Source organism: Streptomyces albus subsp. albus (genome assembly GCF_000725885.1).
Taxonomy (GTDB): domain Bacteria; phylum Actinomycetota; class Actinomycetes; order Streptomycetales; family Streptomycetaceae; genus Streptomyces; species Streptomyces albus.
On the sequence record NZ_JODR01000008.1, the window covers coordinates 227,675 to 244,017 of the forward strand.

Below are 16,343 nucleotides of genomic sequence, written 5' to 3' on the forward strand. Positions count from 1 at the left end.
CGATGAGCCAGGCTGCGCAGAATCTGAACTGGTTGATCACCAACTTCGTGGAGAACACCCCCGGGGTGTCGCACACGGTGGTGGTCTCCGCCGATGGCCTGCTTCTGGCCATGTCGGAGGGCTTTCCGCGGGATCGCGCCGATCAGCTGGCGGCGGTCGCCTCGGGGCTCACCTCGTTGACGTCGGGTGCGTCCCGGATCTTCGAGGGCGGTGTGGTCAACCAGACCGTGGTGGAGATGGAGCGGGGTTTCCTCTTCATCATGGCGATCTCCGACGGCTCCTCGCTGGCCGTCCTGGCCCACCCCGAAGCGGACATCGGCCTGATCGGCTACGAGATGGCGCTGTTGGTGGACCGTGCCGGAAGTGTACTCACTCCGGACGTACGTGCGGAACTCCAGGGAAGCATTCTCAACTGATCATCACGCTCCCCCCACCTGAGCACCACAGTCCGTTCGCCGACCCCATGCCTCGCTCGGAGGAGCCATGACCCCGCCGCCCGCCCCGCACGATCCGTACGGCGCGTACAACTCCCATACGCCGTACGGGGGTGAGGGCGACCAGCCGCTGGTGCGTCCGTACGCCATGACGGGCGGTCGCACCCGGCCGCGCTACCAGCTCGCCATCGAGGCGCTGGTCAGCAGCAACGCGGACCCGATGCAGCTGCAGGGCCTGCTCCCCGAGCACCAGCGGATCTGCCACCTGTGCCAGGAGGTCAAATCCGTGGCGGAGGTCTCCGCGTTGCTCGCCATCCCGCTGGGGGTGGCCCGCATTCTCGTCGCCGACCTCGCCGAGGCCGGGATGGTGGCGATCCACCAGCCGGGCAGTGCCTCGGACCCCGGCGGTGCCCCCGACGTGACGTTGCTGGAAAGGGTGCTCAGTGGACTTCGCAAGCTTTAGCCCGCACATGGACCCGGTCGGTCAGCCGACCGCGCCGATGGGTCCGACGGGTTCTGTGGGGCAGGAGAGCCGGCAGGACTTCGGTACGCCGGCGGGCGGGCGTTCGACGACCTCCGCGAAGATCGTGGTGGCCGGCGGTTTCGGCGTGGGCAAGACGACCTTCGTCGGTGCGGTCTCGGAGATCAATCCGCTGCGCACCGAGGCCGTGATGACGGCGGCGTCCGCGGGTATCGACGATCTGACCCACACCGGTGGCAAGACCACCACCACGGTGGCGATGGATTTCGGCCGTATCACGCTCGACGACGACCTGATCCTGTATCTGTTCGGTACGCCGGGTCAGGACCGTTTCTGGTTCATGTGGGACGACCTGGTGCGGGGTGCGATCGGTGCGGTCGTGCTGGTGTCGCACGAGTCTCCGCGCGCCAAGCTGTGTTTTTCGCCATGTGCGGGAAGCATGACGGCTTCACGTTCATAACGTTTCGACAGAGAATCGCGCCCGCCTGAACACGCCGGGCGCGCGGAACGTCTCGCTCTGCGCACGGAACCCGGTCCATTTGGCGCCGCACGGCCCCAATGCCCGTTTTTCCGCGGGACGCTTTTCTCGGTGATCCTCGCCCTCCGTAATGCGCCAACTGTTTGGAGGGAGCGGCCCTGACGTGCTGCAATTCCCTGAACTCAGCAGTAGTGCAGGCGCAGGTGTCGTGAGGGCGCCGCACGCCGAGAGGTGAGAAGTCGAGTGAGGCGAACGACCAGGGGTACGTCGGGCCCCGCTCCGGAGGGCTCGAAACGGGGCGGGGGCGCGCAGGCGCGGGGCAACTTCACCCCGCCGCCGCGTCCCGCCGCGCCGCGGGGACCGGGGGCCGCGACGGCCCGGCCGGTCCCGGCGACGGGCGGCGGCAGCCGGTGGTCGGCACGCAACTGGCGGGTTCCCACCCGGCTCAACGCGATCCTGCTCATACCCGTCCTGGTGGCCCTCGTCTTCGGCGGCTTCAAGGTCGAGTCCGACGTCTCCGCCTGGCAGGACGCCAAGGAGGCCCAGCGTACGGCCGAACTGGTCGAGGCGGCAGCCAATTACGGCAACGCCCTCATCGACGAGCGGGACCGGAGCGCCGAACCGCTGCTCAAGGGGAAGCGGAACGACCCGGAGGTCAAGAAGGCCCGCGACGCCACCGACGCCGCGGCCCGCCAGTTCAAGTCCGCCGCCTCCCATCTGCCCGACAATCCGGGGCTCAAGCGCCGGCTCGCCGCGTTCGAGAAGGTCGAACCGAAGCTGCCGGCCCTGCGCACGGGCGCGTACTCCAAGGACATGACGGGCGTGCGGACCGAGGAGGGGTACGTCACCGTCCAGCACCCGCTGATGGAGTTCGCCAACGAGCTGGGGCTGGGCACCGGGAACGTCACCTCCTACGGCCGTACGGTCTACGCCATCTCGCTGGCCAAGGCCGCCGAGTCCCTCCAGCGGTCGCTGGGCACCCATCTGCTGGTCGAGCCCGGCCCCTCCGCCAAGGACAAGGAGGCCCAGCTCACCGCGCTGGCCTCGTACCACTACCTGGAGCGCATCGCGCTGGGCGAGTACACCTCCGGCGGGCGGCCCGAGGACGTGCGGCTCCTGAAGGAGAAGACGGCCGAGGCCCGGCAGGCCGGCCGCAAGCGCCTCGACGCGGCACGTGAGCGGGCCGAGGCCCGTGGGGAGAAGTTCGCCGCCCCGCCCTCCATGGACGCGATGGTCAAGGCCATCGGTTCCGGCGCCGACGCCCGTGAACTGCGGGCCAAGGGCATCACTCCGGAGAGTTGGTTCGCCACCTCCACGGCGACGTTCGACGCCTACCGCGGCGTGGAGGCCCAGCTGGCCTCCGACGCGGTGCACGAGACGGAGCAGATCGCCTCCGACGCCCGCCGGGACACCATCGTCAACGCGGTGATCGTGGTGGTGGCCCTGCTGCTGGCCTTCGTCGTCGCCGGGCGGATGGCCCGCTCGATGAGCCTCACCATGCGCTCCTTGCGGACGGCCGCCTTCGATGTGGCCCAGCAGCGGCTGCCGATGCTGGTCGACCAGCTCTCCCGCACCGATCCGGGCCGGGTGGACACCCGGGTCCAGCCCATCCCCATCACAACCCGCGACGAGATCGGCGAGGTCGCCCGCGCCTTCGACCAGGTGCACCGCGAGGCCGTACGGCTCGCGGCCGAGCAGGCCATGCTGCGCGGCAACGTCAACGCGATCTTCACCAACCTCTCCCGCCGCAACCAGGGCCTCATCGAGCGCCAGCTGGAGCTGGTGACGGAGATGGAGCACAGCGAGGCCGACCCGGACCAGCTGGAGAAGCTGTTCCGGATGGACCACCTGGCCACCCGCATGCGCCGCAACGGCGAGAACCTGCTGGTCCTCGCGGGAGAGGAGCCGGGCCGCCGCTGGACGGAACCGGTCCCGCTGGTGGACATCCTGCGGGCCGCCTCCTCCGAGGTGGAGCACTACGAGCGCATCGAGATCAGCGGCGTCCCCGAGACGGAGATCCACGGCCAGGTCGTCAACGACCTCGTGCACCTGCTGGCCGAGCTGCTGGAGAACGCGGCCACCTTCTCCTCACCGCAGTCCAAGGTGCGGGTGACGGCCACCCGGCTGCCGGACGGCCGGATGATGATCGAGATCCACGACAAGGGGATCGGGCTGACCGCGGAGGACTTCGCGGACATCAACCACAAGCTGGCCAACCCGCCGACCGTGGACGCCGCGGTCTCGCAGCGCATGGGCCTGTTCGTGGTCGGCAGGCTGGCCGACCGGCACGGCATCCGGGTCCAGCTGAGGCCCTCCGGTGAGCAGGCGGGCACCACCTCGCTGGTGATGCTGCCCGACGCGATCACGCACGGCGGGGGAGGGGAGGAGTCCTCCGAGGAGGACTTCACCGTCTCCCGGATCGTGCCCGAGCACTCCGCGCATCCCACCCCCTCGGGTGACTCCCCGGCGGCGGAGCCGGGCTTCGACGACGCACGCCTCGGCGCCGGACAGGTACCGCCGCCCGGCTCGGCCGGCCGCCACCGGCTGCGTCCCGACCAGCCCGCGGACCTGCCGGGGCAGTCCGCACCGGGCCGCCACCGGCAGCCGGAGCAGCCGGAGCCGCAGCAGGCCGCGCCGCAGCAGGACGGCGGCCCCGCACAGCCGTACGAGCCGGGCGGCGAGATCGCCGCGCAGCAGTACACCTCCGGCACCCAGGACGACGCCGCGTACTCCCCCTACGGGCGGTACGGGCAGCCCTACGGGAGCGCCCAGGACGGCTGGGCCCAGCAGGACCTCCAGCCCCAACAGCCCCCGTACGCAAGCCAGTACAACCTGCCCCACCAGCAACCGGAATCCTCTTCCGGCGTTCCCGAGGGCGCGGGCGAGCGCGTAGGCTTCGACCGTCCGGGTTCCCTTCCCAGCAGCCGGCGCTCCACGACCGACGCGGGCCTCCCGCGCCGTGAGCCGGGGCGACAGCAGCCGGACGGGGGACAGGGAGCGCAGCCGACGGGCTTCGGCCAGGGCGGGCAGGTTCCGTCCCAGGAGCCCGGGTGGCCGTCGTCGCCGGAGGAAACCGGAACCCACCGGCGGAGCGAGAACGACGAACGCTGGGACCGCGCGGGCCAGTTGCGGGACCCGCAGGCGGGCGGCGTCACCTCCTCGGGCCTGCCGCGGCGGGTGCCCAGGGCCAACCTGGTCGCCGGGGCCGCGGAGGAGAGCCGGCAGGGCGGACCCTCGGTCTCGCGCGCACCCGAGGACGTACGGGGACGGTTGAGCAACCTGCACCGCGGTGTCCGTCAGGGACGCACGGTGGGCGACGCCGACCAGAATGACCAACAGGGCTTCGGCCCCGGCAGCACCTACGATCAGGAGCGTTAGTGTGAGCCCGATGAGCCAGGCGGCGCAGAACCTGAACTGGTTGATCACCAGTTTCGTGGAGAACACCCCAGGGGTCTCCCACACGGTGGTGGTCTCCGCCGACGGACTTCTGCTCGCGATGTCCGAGGGCTTCCCGCGGGACCGTGCCGACCAGCTGGCGGCGGTCGCCTCGGGGCTCACCTCGCTGACGTCGGGTGCGTCCCGGATCTTCGAGGGCGGGGTCGTCAACCAGACCGTGGTCGAGATGGAGCGGGGTTTCCTGTTCATCATGGCCATCTCCGACGGCTCCTCGCTGGCCGTCCTGGCCCACCCCGAGGCCGACATCGGCCTCGTCGGTTACGAGATGGCGTTGCTGGTGGACCGGGCGGGAGGTGTCCTCACCCCCGATCTGCGGGCGGAGTTGCAGGGCAGTCTTCTCAACTAGGGCACAACTGCCCCGCGGCCGTGCGAGATCGCGCCCGTGCGCCATAAGGTGCCGTGAACGCAACGGCCGTCTGTCCGTGAGTCGGAGGAGGAAACGTGGCAACGCCCCCAGGAGGTCCGTCGTCGTACGGCAGTGGCCATTCCGGCCAGCCGCAGGACGCGCAGCCGGCCGCGGCCCCGGGCGGGGACGCGCCGTTCCTGAACCGTTTCAACTTCCCCTCGGCGCCCAGCGAGCACGTCCAGCGGTCGGCGGGCATGCCGCCGCAGCAGCCGGACGGGCCGTACCCGCCGCAGCACGGACCCCACCGGCCGCAGCCCCCGCACCACCCCCAACACCAGCCGCCGCACCAGCGGCAGCCGCAGCACAACCGCATCCAGCCGGTGCAGCCCACGCACGGTGAGATGCCGGCCGCCGAAGAGCGCGACGCCGAGCACTCCCTGCCGCCGCAGCAGCCGCTGGTGCGTCCGTACGCCATGACGGGTGGCCGGACCCGTCCCCGCTACCAGCTCGCCATCGAGGCGCTGGTGCACACCACGGCAGAGTCCGCGCAGCTCCAGGGCCAGCTCCCGGAGCACCAGCGGATCTGCCGCCTGTGCTACGAGATCAAATCGGTCGCCGAGATCTCAGCACTTCTGACCATCCCGCTCGGCGTCGCCCGGATTCTCGTCGCCGACCTGGCCGAAGCCGGGCTGGTCGCCATCCACCAGCCCGGTGGCGACGAGACGACCGCCGACGGTCAGCCAGACGTGACACTGCTCGAAAGGGTGCTCAGTGGACTTCGGAAGCTCTAGCGCCGGGCCCGTCGGGGGTACGACAGCCCGTTCGACGACCTCCGCGAAGATCGTGGTGGCCGGCGGTTTCGGCGTGGGCAAGACGACCTTCGTCGGTGCGGTCTCGGAGATCAACCCGCTGCGCACCGAGGCTGTGATGACCTCAGCCTCGGCCGGTATCGACGACCTCACGCACACCGCCGACAAGACCACCACCACGGTGGCCATGGACTTCGGCCGCATCACCCTCGACCAGGACCTGATCCTGTATCTGTTCGGTACGCCGGGTCAGGACCGTTTCTGGTTCATGTGGGACGACCTGGTGCGGGGTGCGATCGGTGCGGTCGTGCTGGTGGGCGCGGCTGCGCTGACGCCGGGGCGGACGTCCCCACAGGCTGCGGAGGAACCAGGGGGGCGGGGCAGGGGCCGGACGGCCCGGCCCCGCCCCCCTCGGTGCGTGGCATACGCTGGGCGAAGCCCAGACAAGCAAGCCTGCCCGAAGGACCCCCGTGCGCATCGCGAGATTCTCCCTGGACGGAACCGTAGGTTTCGGTGTGGTGGAGGACGACCCCTCGTCCCCGGAGGGCCACGTCCTCGACATCATCAAAGGCCATCCCTTCGCGGAGTTCGAGCGTACGGGCCGGAAACTGCCCCTGGACAAGGTCCGCCTGCTGCCGCCCACGCTGCCCAACAAGGTCGTGGCGGTCGGCCGGAACTACGCCGAACACGCCAGGGAACTCGGCAACGAGGTGCCCGAGACGCCGGTCACCTTCTTCAAGCCGTCCACCTCGGTCATCGGCCCCGGCGACCCGATCGTGTACCCGTCCTTCTCCGGTGAGGTGCACCACGAGGCGGAGCTCGCCGTGGTGATCGGCCGGCTGTGCAAGGACGTGCCCCGTGAACGGGCGAAGGACGTCATCCTCGGGTACACCTGCGCCAACGACGTCACGGCGCGTGACGTCCAGCGCACCGAGAAGCAGTGGGCCCGCGCCAAGGGCTTCGACAGTTCCTGCCCGCTCGGCCCGTGGACCGAGACCGAGCTGGACGCCGCCGACCTCGCCCTCATGTGCACCGTCAACGGCGAGCAGCGGCAGCTCGGCCGCACCAGCGAGATGGTCCGGTCCGTCGAGGACCTGATCGTCCACATCACGGAGGCGATGACCCTCCTGCCGGGCGATGTCATCCTCACCGGCACCCCCGCGGGTGTCGGCCCCCTCAACGTCGGCGACGAGGTCGCCGTCACCATCGAAGGAATCGGCACTCTCACCAACAAGGTGATCAAGCGTGACTAACGCGACCGCGGACCCGGACGTCCGCGTACGTTTCTGTCCCTCCCCGACCGGCAACCCCCACGTGGGCCTGGTCCGCACCGCTCTGTTCAACTGGGCCTACGCCCGGCACACCGGCGGCACCCTGGTCTTCCGCATCGAGGACACCGACGCGGCCCGCGACTCGGAGGAGTCCTACCAGCAGCTCCTGGACGCGATGCGCTGGCTGGGTCTCGACTGGGACGAGGGACCCGAGGTGGGCGGCCCGCACGCCCCCTACCGCCAGTCCCAGCGGTCGGACATCTACGCGGACGTCGCGCGCAAGCTGCTGGACGGCGGCTACGCCTACCCCTGCTACTGCACCGCCGAGGAGCTGGAGCAGCGCCGTGAGCAGGCCCGCAAGGAGGGCCGCCCCTCCGGGTACGACGGGAAGTGCCGCACCCTGACCGGCGAGCAGATCGCCGCCTACGAGGCCGAGGGCCGCAGCCACGTCGTCCGCTTCCGGATGCCGGACGAGCCGGTCACCTTCACCGACCTGGTGCGCGGCGAGATCACCTTCCAGCCGGAGAACGTCACCGACTACGGCATCCTGCGCGCGAACGGTGCCCCGCTCTACACGCTGGTCAACCCGGTCGACGACGCGCTGATGGACATCACGCACGTGCTGCGCGGCGAGGACCTGCTCTCCTCCACCCCGCGGCAGATCGCCCTGTACAAGGCGCTCATCGAACTGGGCATCGCCAAGCGCGTGCCGGAGTTCGGCCACCTGCCGTACGTGATGGGCGAGGGCAACAAGAAGCTCTCCAAGCGCGACCCGCAGTCCTCCCTCAACCTCTACCGGGAGCGCGGCTTCCTCCCCGAGGGCCTGCTCAACTACCTCTCGCTGCTCGGCTGGTCGATCGCCGAGGACCGGGACATCTTCTCGCTGGACGAGATGGTCGCGGCCTTCGACATCCACGAGGTCAACGGCAACCCGGCGCGCTTCGACCTCAAGAAGTGCGAGGCGATCAACGCCACGCATCTGCGCGAGATGCCGCTGAAGGACTTCATCGACGCCTGCGCCCCCTGGCTCAAGGCGCCGTACGCGCCCTGGCCCGAGGAGAACTTCTCCCAGGCGGCGTTCGAGGAGCTGGCCCCGCTGGCGCAGACCCGGCTGACGGTCCTGTCCGACATCACGCCGAACGTGGACTTCCTCTTCCTGGACGAGCCGGTGGAGGACGAGAAGTCCTGGCAGAAGGCGATGAAGGAGGGCTCCGACGCCCTGCTGCGCACCGCCCGCGCCAAGCTGGAGGCCGCCGACTGGTCGTCGCCGGACGCGCTCAAGGAGGCGGTCCTGGCGGCGGGTGAGGAGCACGGCCTCAAGCTGGGCAAGGCCCAGGCACCGGTCCGGGTGGCCGTCACCGGCCGCACCGTCGGTCTGCCGCTGTTCGAGTCCCTCCAGGTCCTGGGCAAGGACCGCACTCTGGAGCGCATCGATGCGGCCCTGGCCAAGCTGGCGGGCCGGGCCGGCTGAGCCTCCCACGTGCGAAGAAGGGCCCCGGGGTTCCCCTGGGGCCCTTCGCTTCCGGTGCGGACGCCAGGCGGCGGGAACCCGTTTTGGAGCACGGTCTTCGATCAGGTAATGTTCTTCCTGTCGCCGAACGGGGCAGGCCGAAAGGGCCGAAACCGAGAGGCGGCCACCCAAACAAAATCCCCGCAGGGGGTTGAGTTTCGGTGGGGTATGGTGTAATTGGCAGCACGACTGATTCTGGTTCAGTTAGTCTAGGTTCGAGTCCTGGTACCCCAGCAAGATCCGCGTGATGGTTCACGTTCCGCGAGATCGAGGCCCCCGTTGTGTAGCGGCCTAGCACGCCGCCCTCTCAAGGCGGTAGCGCCGGTTCGAATCCGGTCGGGGGTACGGATTCCGTCCAGCAGGGCGGGATCATCGAAGGGCCCCCGTTGTGTAGCGGCCTAGCACGCCGCCCTCTCAAGGCGGTAGCGCCGGTTCGAATCCGGTCGGGGGTACTCGATCACGAAGGCCCCGCACCGACAGGTGCGGGGCCTTCGGCGTTCTCACCGGTCTTCCGGCCGCCCGGTGCGCCGGGCCGACTCCTCGGCCTGCGCCAGCCGCCGCAGGGCCAGCAGTACGGGCTCGTGCAGCACCGTCAGCGCCACACTCGCCTCCACCTGCTCCTCCTCGCTCGTGAAGTGCTCCAGCAGGTCCAGATCCGCCTCGGCGGCGCGCTCCGCGACCCGGGCGTAGGGCAGCAGCCGTTCCGCGTCGTGCGGGTAGCCGAGGCCGGCCAGCGCGGCGACGGTGCGCACCAGGGCCTGCCCGGGCGGGGAGTCGAGGTGCGCCATGGGCCAGCCGAGCCGTTGGAGCAGCGCTGCGACCTGCGTACGGGCGGCTGCCGTCTCCTCGGCCGTCGCCTCGCGGGTGCGCGCGGGTGCGGGCTGCGGGATGGCCCATACGGCGACGCCCAGTCTGTCGTGCCGGGTGAGGTGCTCGTCGTCCACGGCGGCGAGCACCTCGCGGGCCGTGGCCACCGGGATGCCGCCCACCTGGATGAGCGCGCGCACCAGCCGCAGCCGGCGCAGATGGGTCTCGTCGTACTCGGCCTGGGTGGCGCTGAGCCGTCGGCCCGGCGGGAGGAGCCCCTCACGCAGATAGAACTTGATCGTCGCGGTGGACACACCGCTGCGGGCGCTGAGTTCGGCCAGCCGCATCGTTTCTCATTTCCCCTGGCGCTCACGTCTGGATAGTGGCACTATCCAAGCATGGGTAGTGCCACTATCCAAAGCGTCGACCCAGGGAGGGGTCTCATGAGTGATGCCGTGCTGCGGGGGCGGATGACGGCCGAGGCGGACGGGGACGTGGTGGTCTTCCTCATCGGCATGCGGATCAACCGCTTCCGGGCGGTCCGCGCGTGGCTGCCGGTGTTCCGGGCCATGCCGCGCATGCTGCGGGAACTGGCGGCCGAACCGGCCCACGGGCTGCTCGCCCACCGGCTCCTGCTCAGCGGGCCGCGCGAGTTCGCCGTGCTCCAGTACTGGGAGTCCGCCGACAAACTGCTGTCCTACGCGTCGGCCGGGGACGCGGAACACCGGCCGGCGTGGGCCGCCTTCAACCGCCGGGCCCGGGCGGCCGACGGCGCGGTCGGCGTCTGGCACGAGACGTACGTGGTGCCCGCTGGCTCCCGCGAAGCCATCTACATCGACATGCCGCGCTACGGGCTGGCCGCGGCGTACCCGGCGGTGCCCGTCAGGAGCGGGCGCGACCGGGCCGCCCAGCGGCTGGGGGCCGGAGCGGAAGCCTGATGCATGACGTCACCGGGCGGTCCCGCGGGGTGATGACGCGGGACCGCCCGGTGGCGTCGGTGCGGTGTGCGGTGTCCTACACGCACCGGACCGCATCCGCCGTTCCCGGGAGTCGGCGGATGCGGTCCGGTGGGTAAGGGGGTGGCCCGCAGTGCGGCCGGCTTGTCGGTGGCGTCAGTTGGGGCGGCGCAGCGCCTCGCTGAGCCTGGCCGCCGCGTCCACGATGGCCTGGGCGTGCATCCGGCCCGGGTGGCGGGTCAGCCGCTCGATGGGGCCGGAGACGGAGACGGCCGCCACCACGCGGTTGGAGGGGCCGCGCACGGGCGCCGAGACGGAGGCGACGCCGGGCTCGCGCTCGCCGATCGACTGGGCCCAGCCCCTCCGCCGTACGCCGGAGAGCGCCGTGGCGGTGAACCGGGCGCCCTGGAGGCCCCGGTGCAGCCGCTCGGGCTCCTCCCAGGCCATCAGGATCTGGGCGGCCGAACCGGCCTTCATCGGCAGTGTGGAGCCGACCGGCACGGTGTCCCGCAGGCCGGAGAGGCGCTCGGCGGCGGCGACGCAGATGCGCATGTCGCCCTGGCGCCGGTAGAGCTGGGCGCTCTCGCCGGTCACGTCCCGTAGGTGGGTGAGCACGGGGCCCGCCGAGGCGAGCAGCCGGTCCTCGCCGGCCGCTGCGGCCAGCTCGCCCAGCCGCGGTCCGAGTATGAAGCGGCCCTGCATGTCACGGGCCACCATGCGGTGGTGTTCCAGGGCCACCGCCAGCCGGTGCGCCGTGGGGCGCGCGAGACCGGTCGCGGAGACCAGCCCTGCGAGGGTGGCCGGACCGGACTCCAGAGCGCTCAGTACCAGAGCAGCCTTGTCGAGAACGCCGACGCCACTAGAGTTGTCCATGCAACGATACTCGCGTCTCAGAGTATGAAACGCAAGTTCAATTTTCCCGGCCAACCGCCAACCTTGAGGGACGGCCACCGCGGACAGGCGGTGGAACTGGTCTCGACATGTGGTCGGCGACGCTGCCGGCCGGAGGGAAAGCGATGGGACGCACACTCGCGGAGAAAGTCTGGGACGACCACGTCGTCAGGCGCGCGGACGGTGAGCCGGATCTGCTCTACATCGATCTCCACCTGCTCCACGAGGTGACCAGCCCGCAGGCGTTCGACGGCCTCCGCAAGGCGGGCCGCGCGGTGCGGCGCACCGATCTGACCATCGCGACCGAGGACCACAACACCCCCACCCTCGACATCGACAAGCCGATCGCCGACCCGGTCTCGCGCGCCCAGCTGGAGACGCTGCGCAAGAACTGCGCCGACTTCGGGGTACGCCTGCACCCGCTGGGCGACGTCGAGCAGGGCGTGGTCCACGTGGTGGGACCCCAGCTGGGACTGACCCAGCCGGGCATGACGGTGGTCTGCGGCGACAGCCACACCTCCACCCACGGGGCGTTCGGCGCCCTCGCCTTCGGGATCGGCACCTCGCAGGTCGAGCACGTGCTGGCCACCCAGACGCTGCCGATGGCGCCGTTCAGGACGATGGCCGTCACCGTCAACGGGGAACTGCCCGAGGACGTCACCGCCAAGGACCTGATCCTGGCGATCATCGCCAGGATCGGCACCGGCGGCGGCCAGGGCTATGTGATCGAGTACCGGGGCGAGGCCATCGAGAAGCTCTCGATGGAGGCCCGGATGACGATCTGCAACATGTCCATCGAGGCGGGTGCCCGCGCCGGGATGATCGCCCCGGACGAGACCACCTTCGCCTACGTCCAGGGCCGTGAGCACGCCCCCAAGGGCGAGGACTGGGACGCGGCGGTGGCCTACTGGAAGACGCTGCGCACCGACGAGGACGCCGTCTTCGACCACGAGGTCGTCATCGAGGCGTCCGAGCTGGCGCCCTTCGTGACCTGGGGCACCAACCCCGGACAGGGCGCCCCGCTGTCCGCTTCGGTGCCCGACCCGGCCTCCTTCGCCGACCCCAGCGCCAAGCTGGCCGCCGAGAAGGCCCTGGAGTACATGGGCCTGAGCGCGGGTCAGCCGCTGCGCGAGGTCGCCGTCGACACCGTGTTCGTCGGCTCCTGCACCAACGGCCGCATCGAAGACCTGCGTTCGGCGGCTGCCGTCCTCAAGGGCCGCTCGGTGGCCGACGGGGTGCGGATGCTGGTCGTCCCCGGCTCCGTACGGGTCGCGCTGCAGGCCGTCGAGGAGGGGCTGGACAAGGTCTTCACCGAGGCGGGCGCCGAGTGGCGGCACGCCGGCTGCTCGATGTGCCTGGGCATGAACCCCGACCAGCTCCAGCCGGGTGAGCGCGCCGCCTCCACCTCGAACCGCAACTTCGAGGGCCGGCAGGGCAAGGGCGGGCGCACCCATCTGGTCTCGCCGCAGGTGGCGGCGGCCACGGCGGTCCTGGGCCGGCTGGCCTCACCCGCCGACCTGGCCGACGTACGCGAACCGGCCGCCGTCTGACGCGCCGACGGGCCGAGGAAGCAAGGAGACACGAGATGGAAGCCTTCACCACCCACACCGGCCGGGCCGTCCCGCTGCGCCGCAGCAATGTGGACACCGACCAGATCATCCCCGCGCACTGGCTGAAGAAGGTCACCCGCGACGGTTTCGAGGACGGGCTCTTCGAGGCCTGGCGCAAGGACCCCGAGTTCGTGCTGAACCAGCCGGCCCATCAGGGCGCCACGGTCCTGGTCGCGGGCCCCGACTTCGGCACCGGCTCCTCCCGCGAGCACGCCGTCTGGGCGCTCCAGAACTACGGCTTCAAGGCCGTCATCTCGGCGCGCTTCGCGGACATCTTCCGGGGCAACTCGCTCAAGAACGGGCTGCTCACGGTGGTGCTGCCGCAGGAGACCGTGGACGCGCTGTGGGAGCTGACCGAGGCCGACCCGGCCACCGAGGTGACCGTGGACCTGGTCGCCCGCAAGGTTCTCGCACCCGGCATCGAGGCGGACTTCGAGCTGGACGAGAACGCCCGTTGGCGGCTCCTGGAGGGGCTGGACGACATCAGCCTCACCCTGAAGAACGAGGACGCCATCGCCGAGTTCGAGAGCTCCAGGGCCTCTTTCAAGCCGCGCACACTGGCGGCCTGACCTCGCACAGACCCCCGCCGGCCCCCGGAACCACTGCGTTCCGGCCCTGGCCAAGGGCCCCGCAGGGCCCGACAAGAGACCCCGTCAGGGGTCCGGAACAGTGACACCGCGCCCCCGCCGCACCCGGCGGGGGCGCGGTGCTGTGCGGGACCCGCGGGCCGGAGCGCGCGTGCGTGGACGATTGACGTGAATTAGTCTTGACGTCGGCTCCTGTCGCATGAAGGAACAGTGCCGTTCGCGACGCGCCAGTACGACTCGCCGCGAGGTGACAACACAGCCTCTTCCCAGCGGAGTTGGGGCCCACACCTCGTCCGTGTCCGCCCTACGCAGCCCCCGCTGGAAGCGACAACTCACCCCAGATGGCACAATCACCGCATGGAACGCGACGGTCAACTGGAGCTCTACGACCGACTCGCCGCCCGACTCAAGGAAGCGCACTCCCGGGTGCGCTCCCCGCAAATCCCGCAGAGCGCACGGGTCGCGCTGACCCGGAAGCTGCTCGTCATCACCGCGGCTTTCAAGCACGATCTCGCCGATGCCGAACGGCGTCTGGGGCGCCTGATGGCTCACATCGACGAGGGGCGATTCGCCGCAGAGCAGGGGGACGTGTGCGCGGACGGCACTCCGTGACGGGCGAGTTCGTTGCGACACAAGGGTGATTCGCCCGTTTCGTGTTTGATTTGCGGTATATATCTGCCTAACGTGCGAAAAAGCTGAACACATTCGTTCCGGCAATGTCTCCGAAGGGGAAGACGTGAACAAGGCGCAGCTCGTTGAAGCTATCCAAGACGACCTGGGAGGACGCCAGGACGCCGCGAAAGCGGTGGATGTCGTGCTGGACGCGATCGTCCGTGCGGTCGTCGCCGGTGAGCGGGTTTCGGTCACCGGCTTCGGCTCTTTTGAGAAGGTCGAGCGTCCGGCCCGTTACGCCCGCAACCCGCAGACCGGTGAGCGGGTCAGGGTGAAGAAGACCTCGGTGCCCCGGTTCCGGGCCGGCGCGGGCTTCAAGGACCTGGTGAGCGGGGCCAAGAAGCTCCCGAAGAACGATGTAGCGGTCAAGAAGGCCCCCAAGGGCAGCCTCTCCGGCGGTACGGCCACCAAGAAGGCCACGGCCAAGAAGGCCGGTGCCAAGAAGACGGCCGCTGCCAAGAAGACCACTGCGAAGAAGGCTCCGGCGGCGAAGAAGACCACCGCCAAGAAGACCACCACCGCGAAGAAGGCCCCGGCCAAGACCTCGGCGGCGAAGAAGACCACCGCCAAGAAGGCCCCGGCCAAGACGACGGCCAAGAAGGCCCCGGCCAAGAAGAGCACCGCCAAGAAGGCTCCGGCCCGCAAGACGGCCGCTCGCAAGACCACCGCGAAGAAGACCACGTCCCGCAGGCGGTAAGCCGCGCGGACGGCTGGACGCGGAGGCGGTCACCGCACTCCGCAGCCCGCTCGCCAGCGGGCGAAACGATCCGTCTCCCGGACCAGGGCCCCGGGAACGGATCCGGGCGGCATTCGCCGCGTCGGCAGCGCCGGGCCGGGCTCCCTCGGGGGAGCCCGGCCCGCGGCGTGTGCAAGCGCCCCACTCCGCCCGTGCCGGGCGGCCGGTGAGCCGGGGGAGCGGGTCCTCGGTGCGTCGGGGGAGCCATGCCGCGTCCCCGCGAGGCTCGAGTGCTGCCGTACGGCCTGCGGAAGGGCGCGGCATGGCCTGTCAGCGCGGCGCGCGGCAGGCGCTGTGCTCCCGGCCGCGTGTGCCTTTGCGGACCGTGGCAGGCGGGGGAGACGAGGGAGACGGGGGAGGAGTCAGAGGGTCTGGAGCGTGATCAGGGTGATCCGGCGGTCCTCCGCCTCGCCCTCGGTCTCGATGCGGACTCGCTGGCCGGCACGGAGCAGCAGCAGGCCGCCCGCGTCGAACGCCGCGGCGTCGAAGGGGAGCGGGGTGCCGTCGTCGAGCAGGACGCTGCCGGAACGCGACTTCGGGTCGTAGGTGTATGCCGTGGCCTGCATACCCGCAGCCTAGCCGGAGAGCCCGGGCACGGGGTCGCCCAGCAGCCGGGCGGTGAAACCACCGACGCCCAGTTCGCGCGCGGCCCGCAGATCGGCGGGAGTGTCCACGTCCTGGCGCACGCTCGTCACCCCGGAAAGCGAGAGTTCCACTGCGCCGGAAGCCCGGTGCCGGGCCCGGGAGGGGCCGCCGAAAGCGGGGGAAAGGGCGGCTGGGGGGAGCGCTGTCAGCACCGTTGTTCCCCTTTCCGCGGCGTCCGGCAGAAATGCCCGGGGGAATTCCGCCGCCGCATTCAGTACCCGCGTCAATTCGGCGGGGCGGAGTGCGGGCAGGTCGGCGTTCATCGCGGCGAGGGCCGTGCGGGGGCGCAGCGCGCGCGCCGTCGCCGCCCCGTGTGCGAGCGCGGCGTTGAGCCCGGCGGCCGGTGTGTCCGGCACGGTGCGGGCGCCGAGCGCCCTCAGTTCGGTTCCGGCCAGCGGATCGTCCGTGACAACCACCACATCGCGCACCGCCGGGCAGGCCAGGGCCGCACTGACCGTGTCCTGCGCGAACGCCAGCGCGAGCCGGGCGCGCGGAGTGCCGGGGGCGGCGCCCGCGAGCCTGCTCTTGGCCCGTTCCAAAGGCTTCAACGGCACCACGAGGGTCCATGCCACGGGCGTCACATGGGGCTGCATCGGTCCCATTCTCGCCTGCTTCCGGACGGTGTGCCGGGGCCGGGGTCACAGTCCGCTCCGT

16 protein-coding genes, 3 tRNA genes and 2 pseudogenes are annotated in these 16,343 nt (G+C 70.7%); 17 read left to right on the forward strand and 4 right to left on the reverse strand.

Features of this window, described 5'->3' with window-relative positions:
• Nucleotides 1-2 precede the first annotated feature (2 nt).
• From IO40_RS0110405 to IO40_RS0110460, 12 genes and pseudogenes are all read left to right on the forward strand, one after another.
• On the forward strand, nt 3-416 hold the full coding sequence (locus tag IO40_RS0110405; RefSeq protein ID WP_031026030.1) for a roadblock/LC7 domain-containing protein: 414 nt from the start codon (nt 3-5) through the stop codon (nt 414-416).
• 67 nt (nt 417-483) lie between these two features.
• Nucleotides 484-897 carry a DUF742 domain-containing protein gene (locus IO40_RS0110410; protein WP_016470058.1) on the forward strand — a complete coding sequence of 138 codons (414 nt, stop codon included), beginning with the start codon at nt 484-486 and terminating at the stop codon, nt 895-897.
• A 37-nt stretch (nt 898-934) separates the two neighbouring features.
• A pseudogene (locus IO40_RS0110415) lies at nt 935-1,336 on the forward strand (GTP-binding protein); the annotation flags it as partial.
• Between the two features lie 300 nt (nt 1,337-1,636).
• Nucleotides 1,637-4,771, forward strand: a complete 3,135-nt coding sequence (locus IO40_RS0110420) for a sensor histidine kinase (protein ID WP_078659704.1) — start codon at nt 1,637-1,639, stop codon at nt 4,769-4,771.
• 10 nt (nt 4,772-4,781) lie between these two features.
• A complete protein-coding gene (locus tag IO40_RS0110425) occupies nt 4,782-5,195 on the forward strand; it encodes a roadblock/LC7 domain-containing protein (protein ID WP_031026037.1) in 414 nt (137 codons plus the stop codon).
• A 95-nt stretch (nt 5,196-5,290) separates the two neighbouring features.
• Complete coding sequence (locus IO40_RS0110430; protein WP_016470062.1) at nt 5,291-5,986, forward strand: DUF742 domain-containing protein; 696 nt, start codon at nt 5,291-5,293, stop codon at nt 5,984-5,986.
• Nucleotides 5,967-6,335: pseudogene (locus IO40_RS35710) on the forward strand (GTP-binding protein); the annotation flags it as partial. The gene IO40_RS0110430 and the pseudogene IO40_RS35710, both read left to right, overlap by 20 nt.
• A gap of 139 nt (nt 6,336-6,474) precedes the next feature.
• Nucleotides 6,475-7,257 (forward strand): fumarylacetoacetate hydrolase family protein, encoded by a 783-nt coding sequence (locus IO40_RS0110440; protein ID WP_016470064.1) that lies wholly within the window; start codon nt 6,475-6,477, stop codon nt 7,255-7,257.
• A complete protein-coding gene (gene gltX / locus IO40_RS0110445) occupies nt 7,250-8,746 on the forward strand; it encodes a glutamate--tRNA ligase (protein ID WP_016470065.1) in 1,497 nt (498 codons plus the stop codon). Before IO40_RS0110440 ends, gltX begins: the two co-directional genes overlap by 8 nt.
• A gap of 201 nt (nt 8,747-8,947) precedes the next feature.
• A tRNA-Gln gene (locus IO40_RS0110450) sits at nt 8,948-9,019 on the forward strand.
• A gap of 38 nt (nt 9,020-9,057) precedes the next feature.
• Nucleotides 9,058-9,130: transfer RNA gene (locus IO40_RS0110455), tRNA-Glu, on the forward strand.
• A gap of 34 nt (nt 9,131-9,164) precedes the next feature.
• Nucleotides 9,165-9,237: transfer RNA gene (locus IO40_RS0110460), tRNA-Glu, on the forward strand.
• A 48-nt stretch (nt 9,238-9,285) separates the two neighbouring features.
• Here the strand turns inward: IO40_RS0110460 and IO40_RS0110465 are convergent.
• Nucleotides 9,286-9,939, reverse strand: coding sequence for a MerR family transcriptional regulator (locus IO40_RS0110465; protein ID WP_031026043.1), 654 nt, complete (start codon nt 9,937-9,939; stop codon nt 9,286-9,288).
• A 96-nt stretch (nt 9,940-10,035) separates the two neighbouring features.
• On the opposite strand from IO40_RS0110465, the gene IO40_RS0110470 reads away from it, so the two are divergent.
• A complete protein-coding gene (locus IO40_RS0110470; RefSeq protein WP_031026044.1) occupies nt 10,036-10,530 on the forward strand; it encodes a DUF4188 domain-containing protein in 495 nt (164 codons plus the stop codon).
• A gap of 174 nt (nt 10,531-10,704) precedes the next feature.
• On the opposite strand, the gene ndgR is transcribed toward IO40_RS0110470, so the two are convergent.
• Nucleotides 10,705-11,421, reverse strand: a complete 717-nt coding sequence (ndgR, locus tag IO40_RS0110475) for an IclR family transcriptional regulator NdgR (protein WP_016470068.1) — start codon at nt 11,419-11,421, stop codon at nt 10,705-10,707.
• A 143-nt stretch (nt 11,422-11,564) separates the two neighbouring features.
• Here ndgR and leuC point away from each other — a divergent pair, with 143 nt between their 5' ends.
• The 4 genes from leuC (at nt 11,565) to IO40_RS0110495 (ending at nt 15,005) form a co-directional block, all read left to right on the forward strand.
• The gene (gene leuC / locus IO40_RS0110480) at nt 11,565-12,989 is read left to right on the forward strand and encodes a 3-isopropylmalate dehydratase large subunit (RefSeq protein ID WP_016470069.1); all 1,425 of its coding nucleotides are present in this window, start codon (nt 11,565-11,567) and stop codon (nt 12,987-12,989) included.
• 35 nt (nt 12,990-13,024) lie between these two features.
• Nucleotides 13,025-13,618 (forward strand): 3-isopropylmalate dehydratase small subunit, encoded by a 594-nt coding sequence (gene leuD, locus IO40_RS0110485; RefSeq protein ID WP_016470070.1) that lies wholly within the window; start codon nt 13,025-13,027, stop codon nt 13,616-13,618.
• A gap of 375 nt (nt 13,619-13,993) precedes the next feature.
• Complete coding sequence (locus IO40_RS0110490) at nt 13,994-14,248, forward strand: SCO5555 family protein (protein WP_031026046.1); 255 nt, start codon at nt 13,994-13,996, stop codon at nt 14,246-14,248.
• A 124-nt stretch (nt 14,249-14,372) separates the two neighbouring features.
• Entirely contained in the window at nt 14,373-15,005 is a 633-nt protein-coding gene (locus IO40_RS0110495; RefSeq protein WP_016470072.1) for an HU family DNA-binding protein, read from the forward strand.
• Nucleotides 15,006-15,406: 401 nt separating this feature from the next.
• Here IO40_RS0110495 and IO40_RS0110500 read toward each other — a convergent pair whose 3' ends face one another.
• Both IO40_RS0110500 and cofC read right to left on the reverse strand, forming a co-directional pair.
• Complete coding sequence (locus IO40_RS0110500; RefSeq protein WP_016470073.1) at nt 15,407-15,610, reverse strand: hypothetical protein; 204 nt, start codon at nt 15,608-15,610, stop codon at nt 15,407-15,409.
• Between the two features lie 9 nt (nt 15,611-15,619).
• Nucleotides 15,620-16,291 (reverse strand): 2-phospho-L-lactate guanylyltransferase, encoded by a 672-nt coding sequence (cofC, locus tag IO40_RS0110505; protein WP_016470074.1) that lies wholly within the window; start codon nt 16,289-16,291, stop codon nt 15,620-15,622.
• Nucleotides 16,292-16,343: the final 52 nt, after the last annotated feature.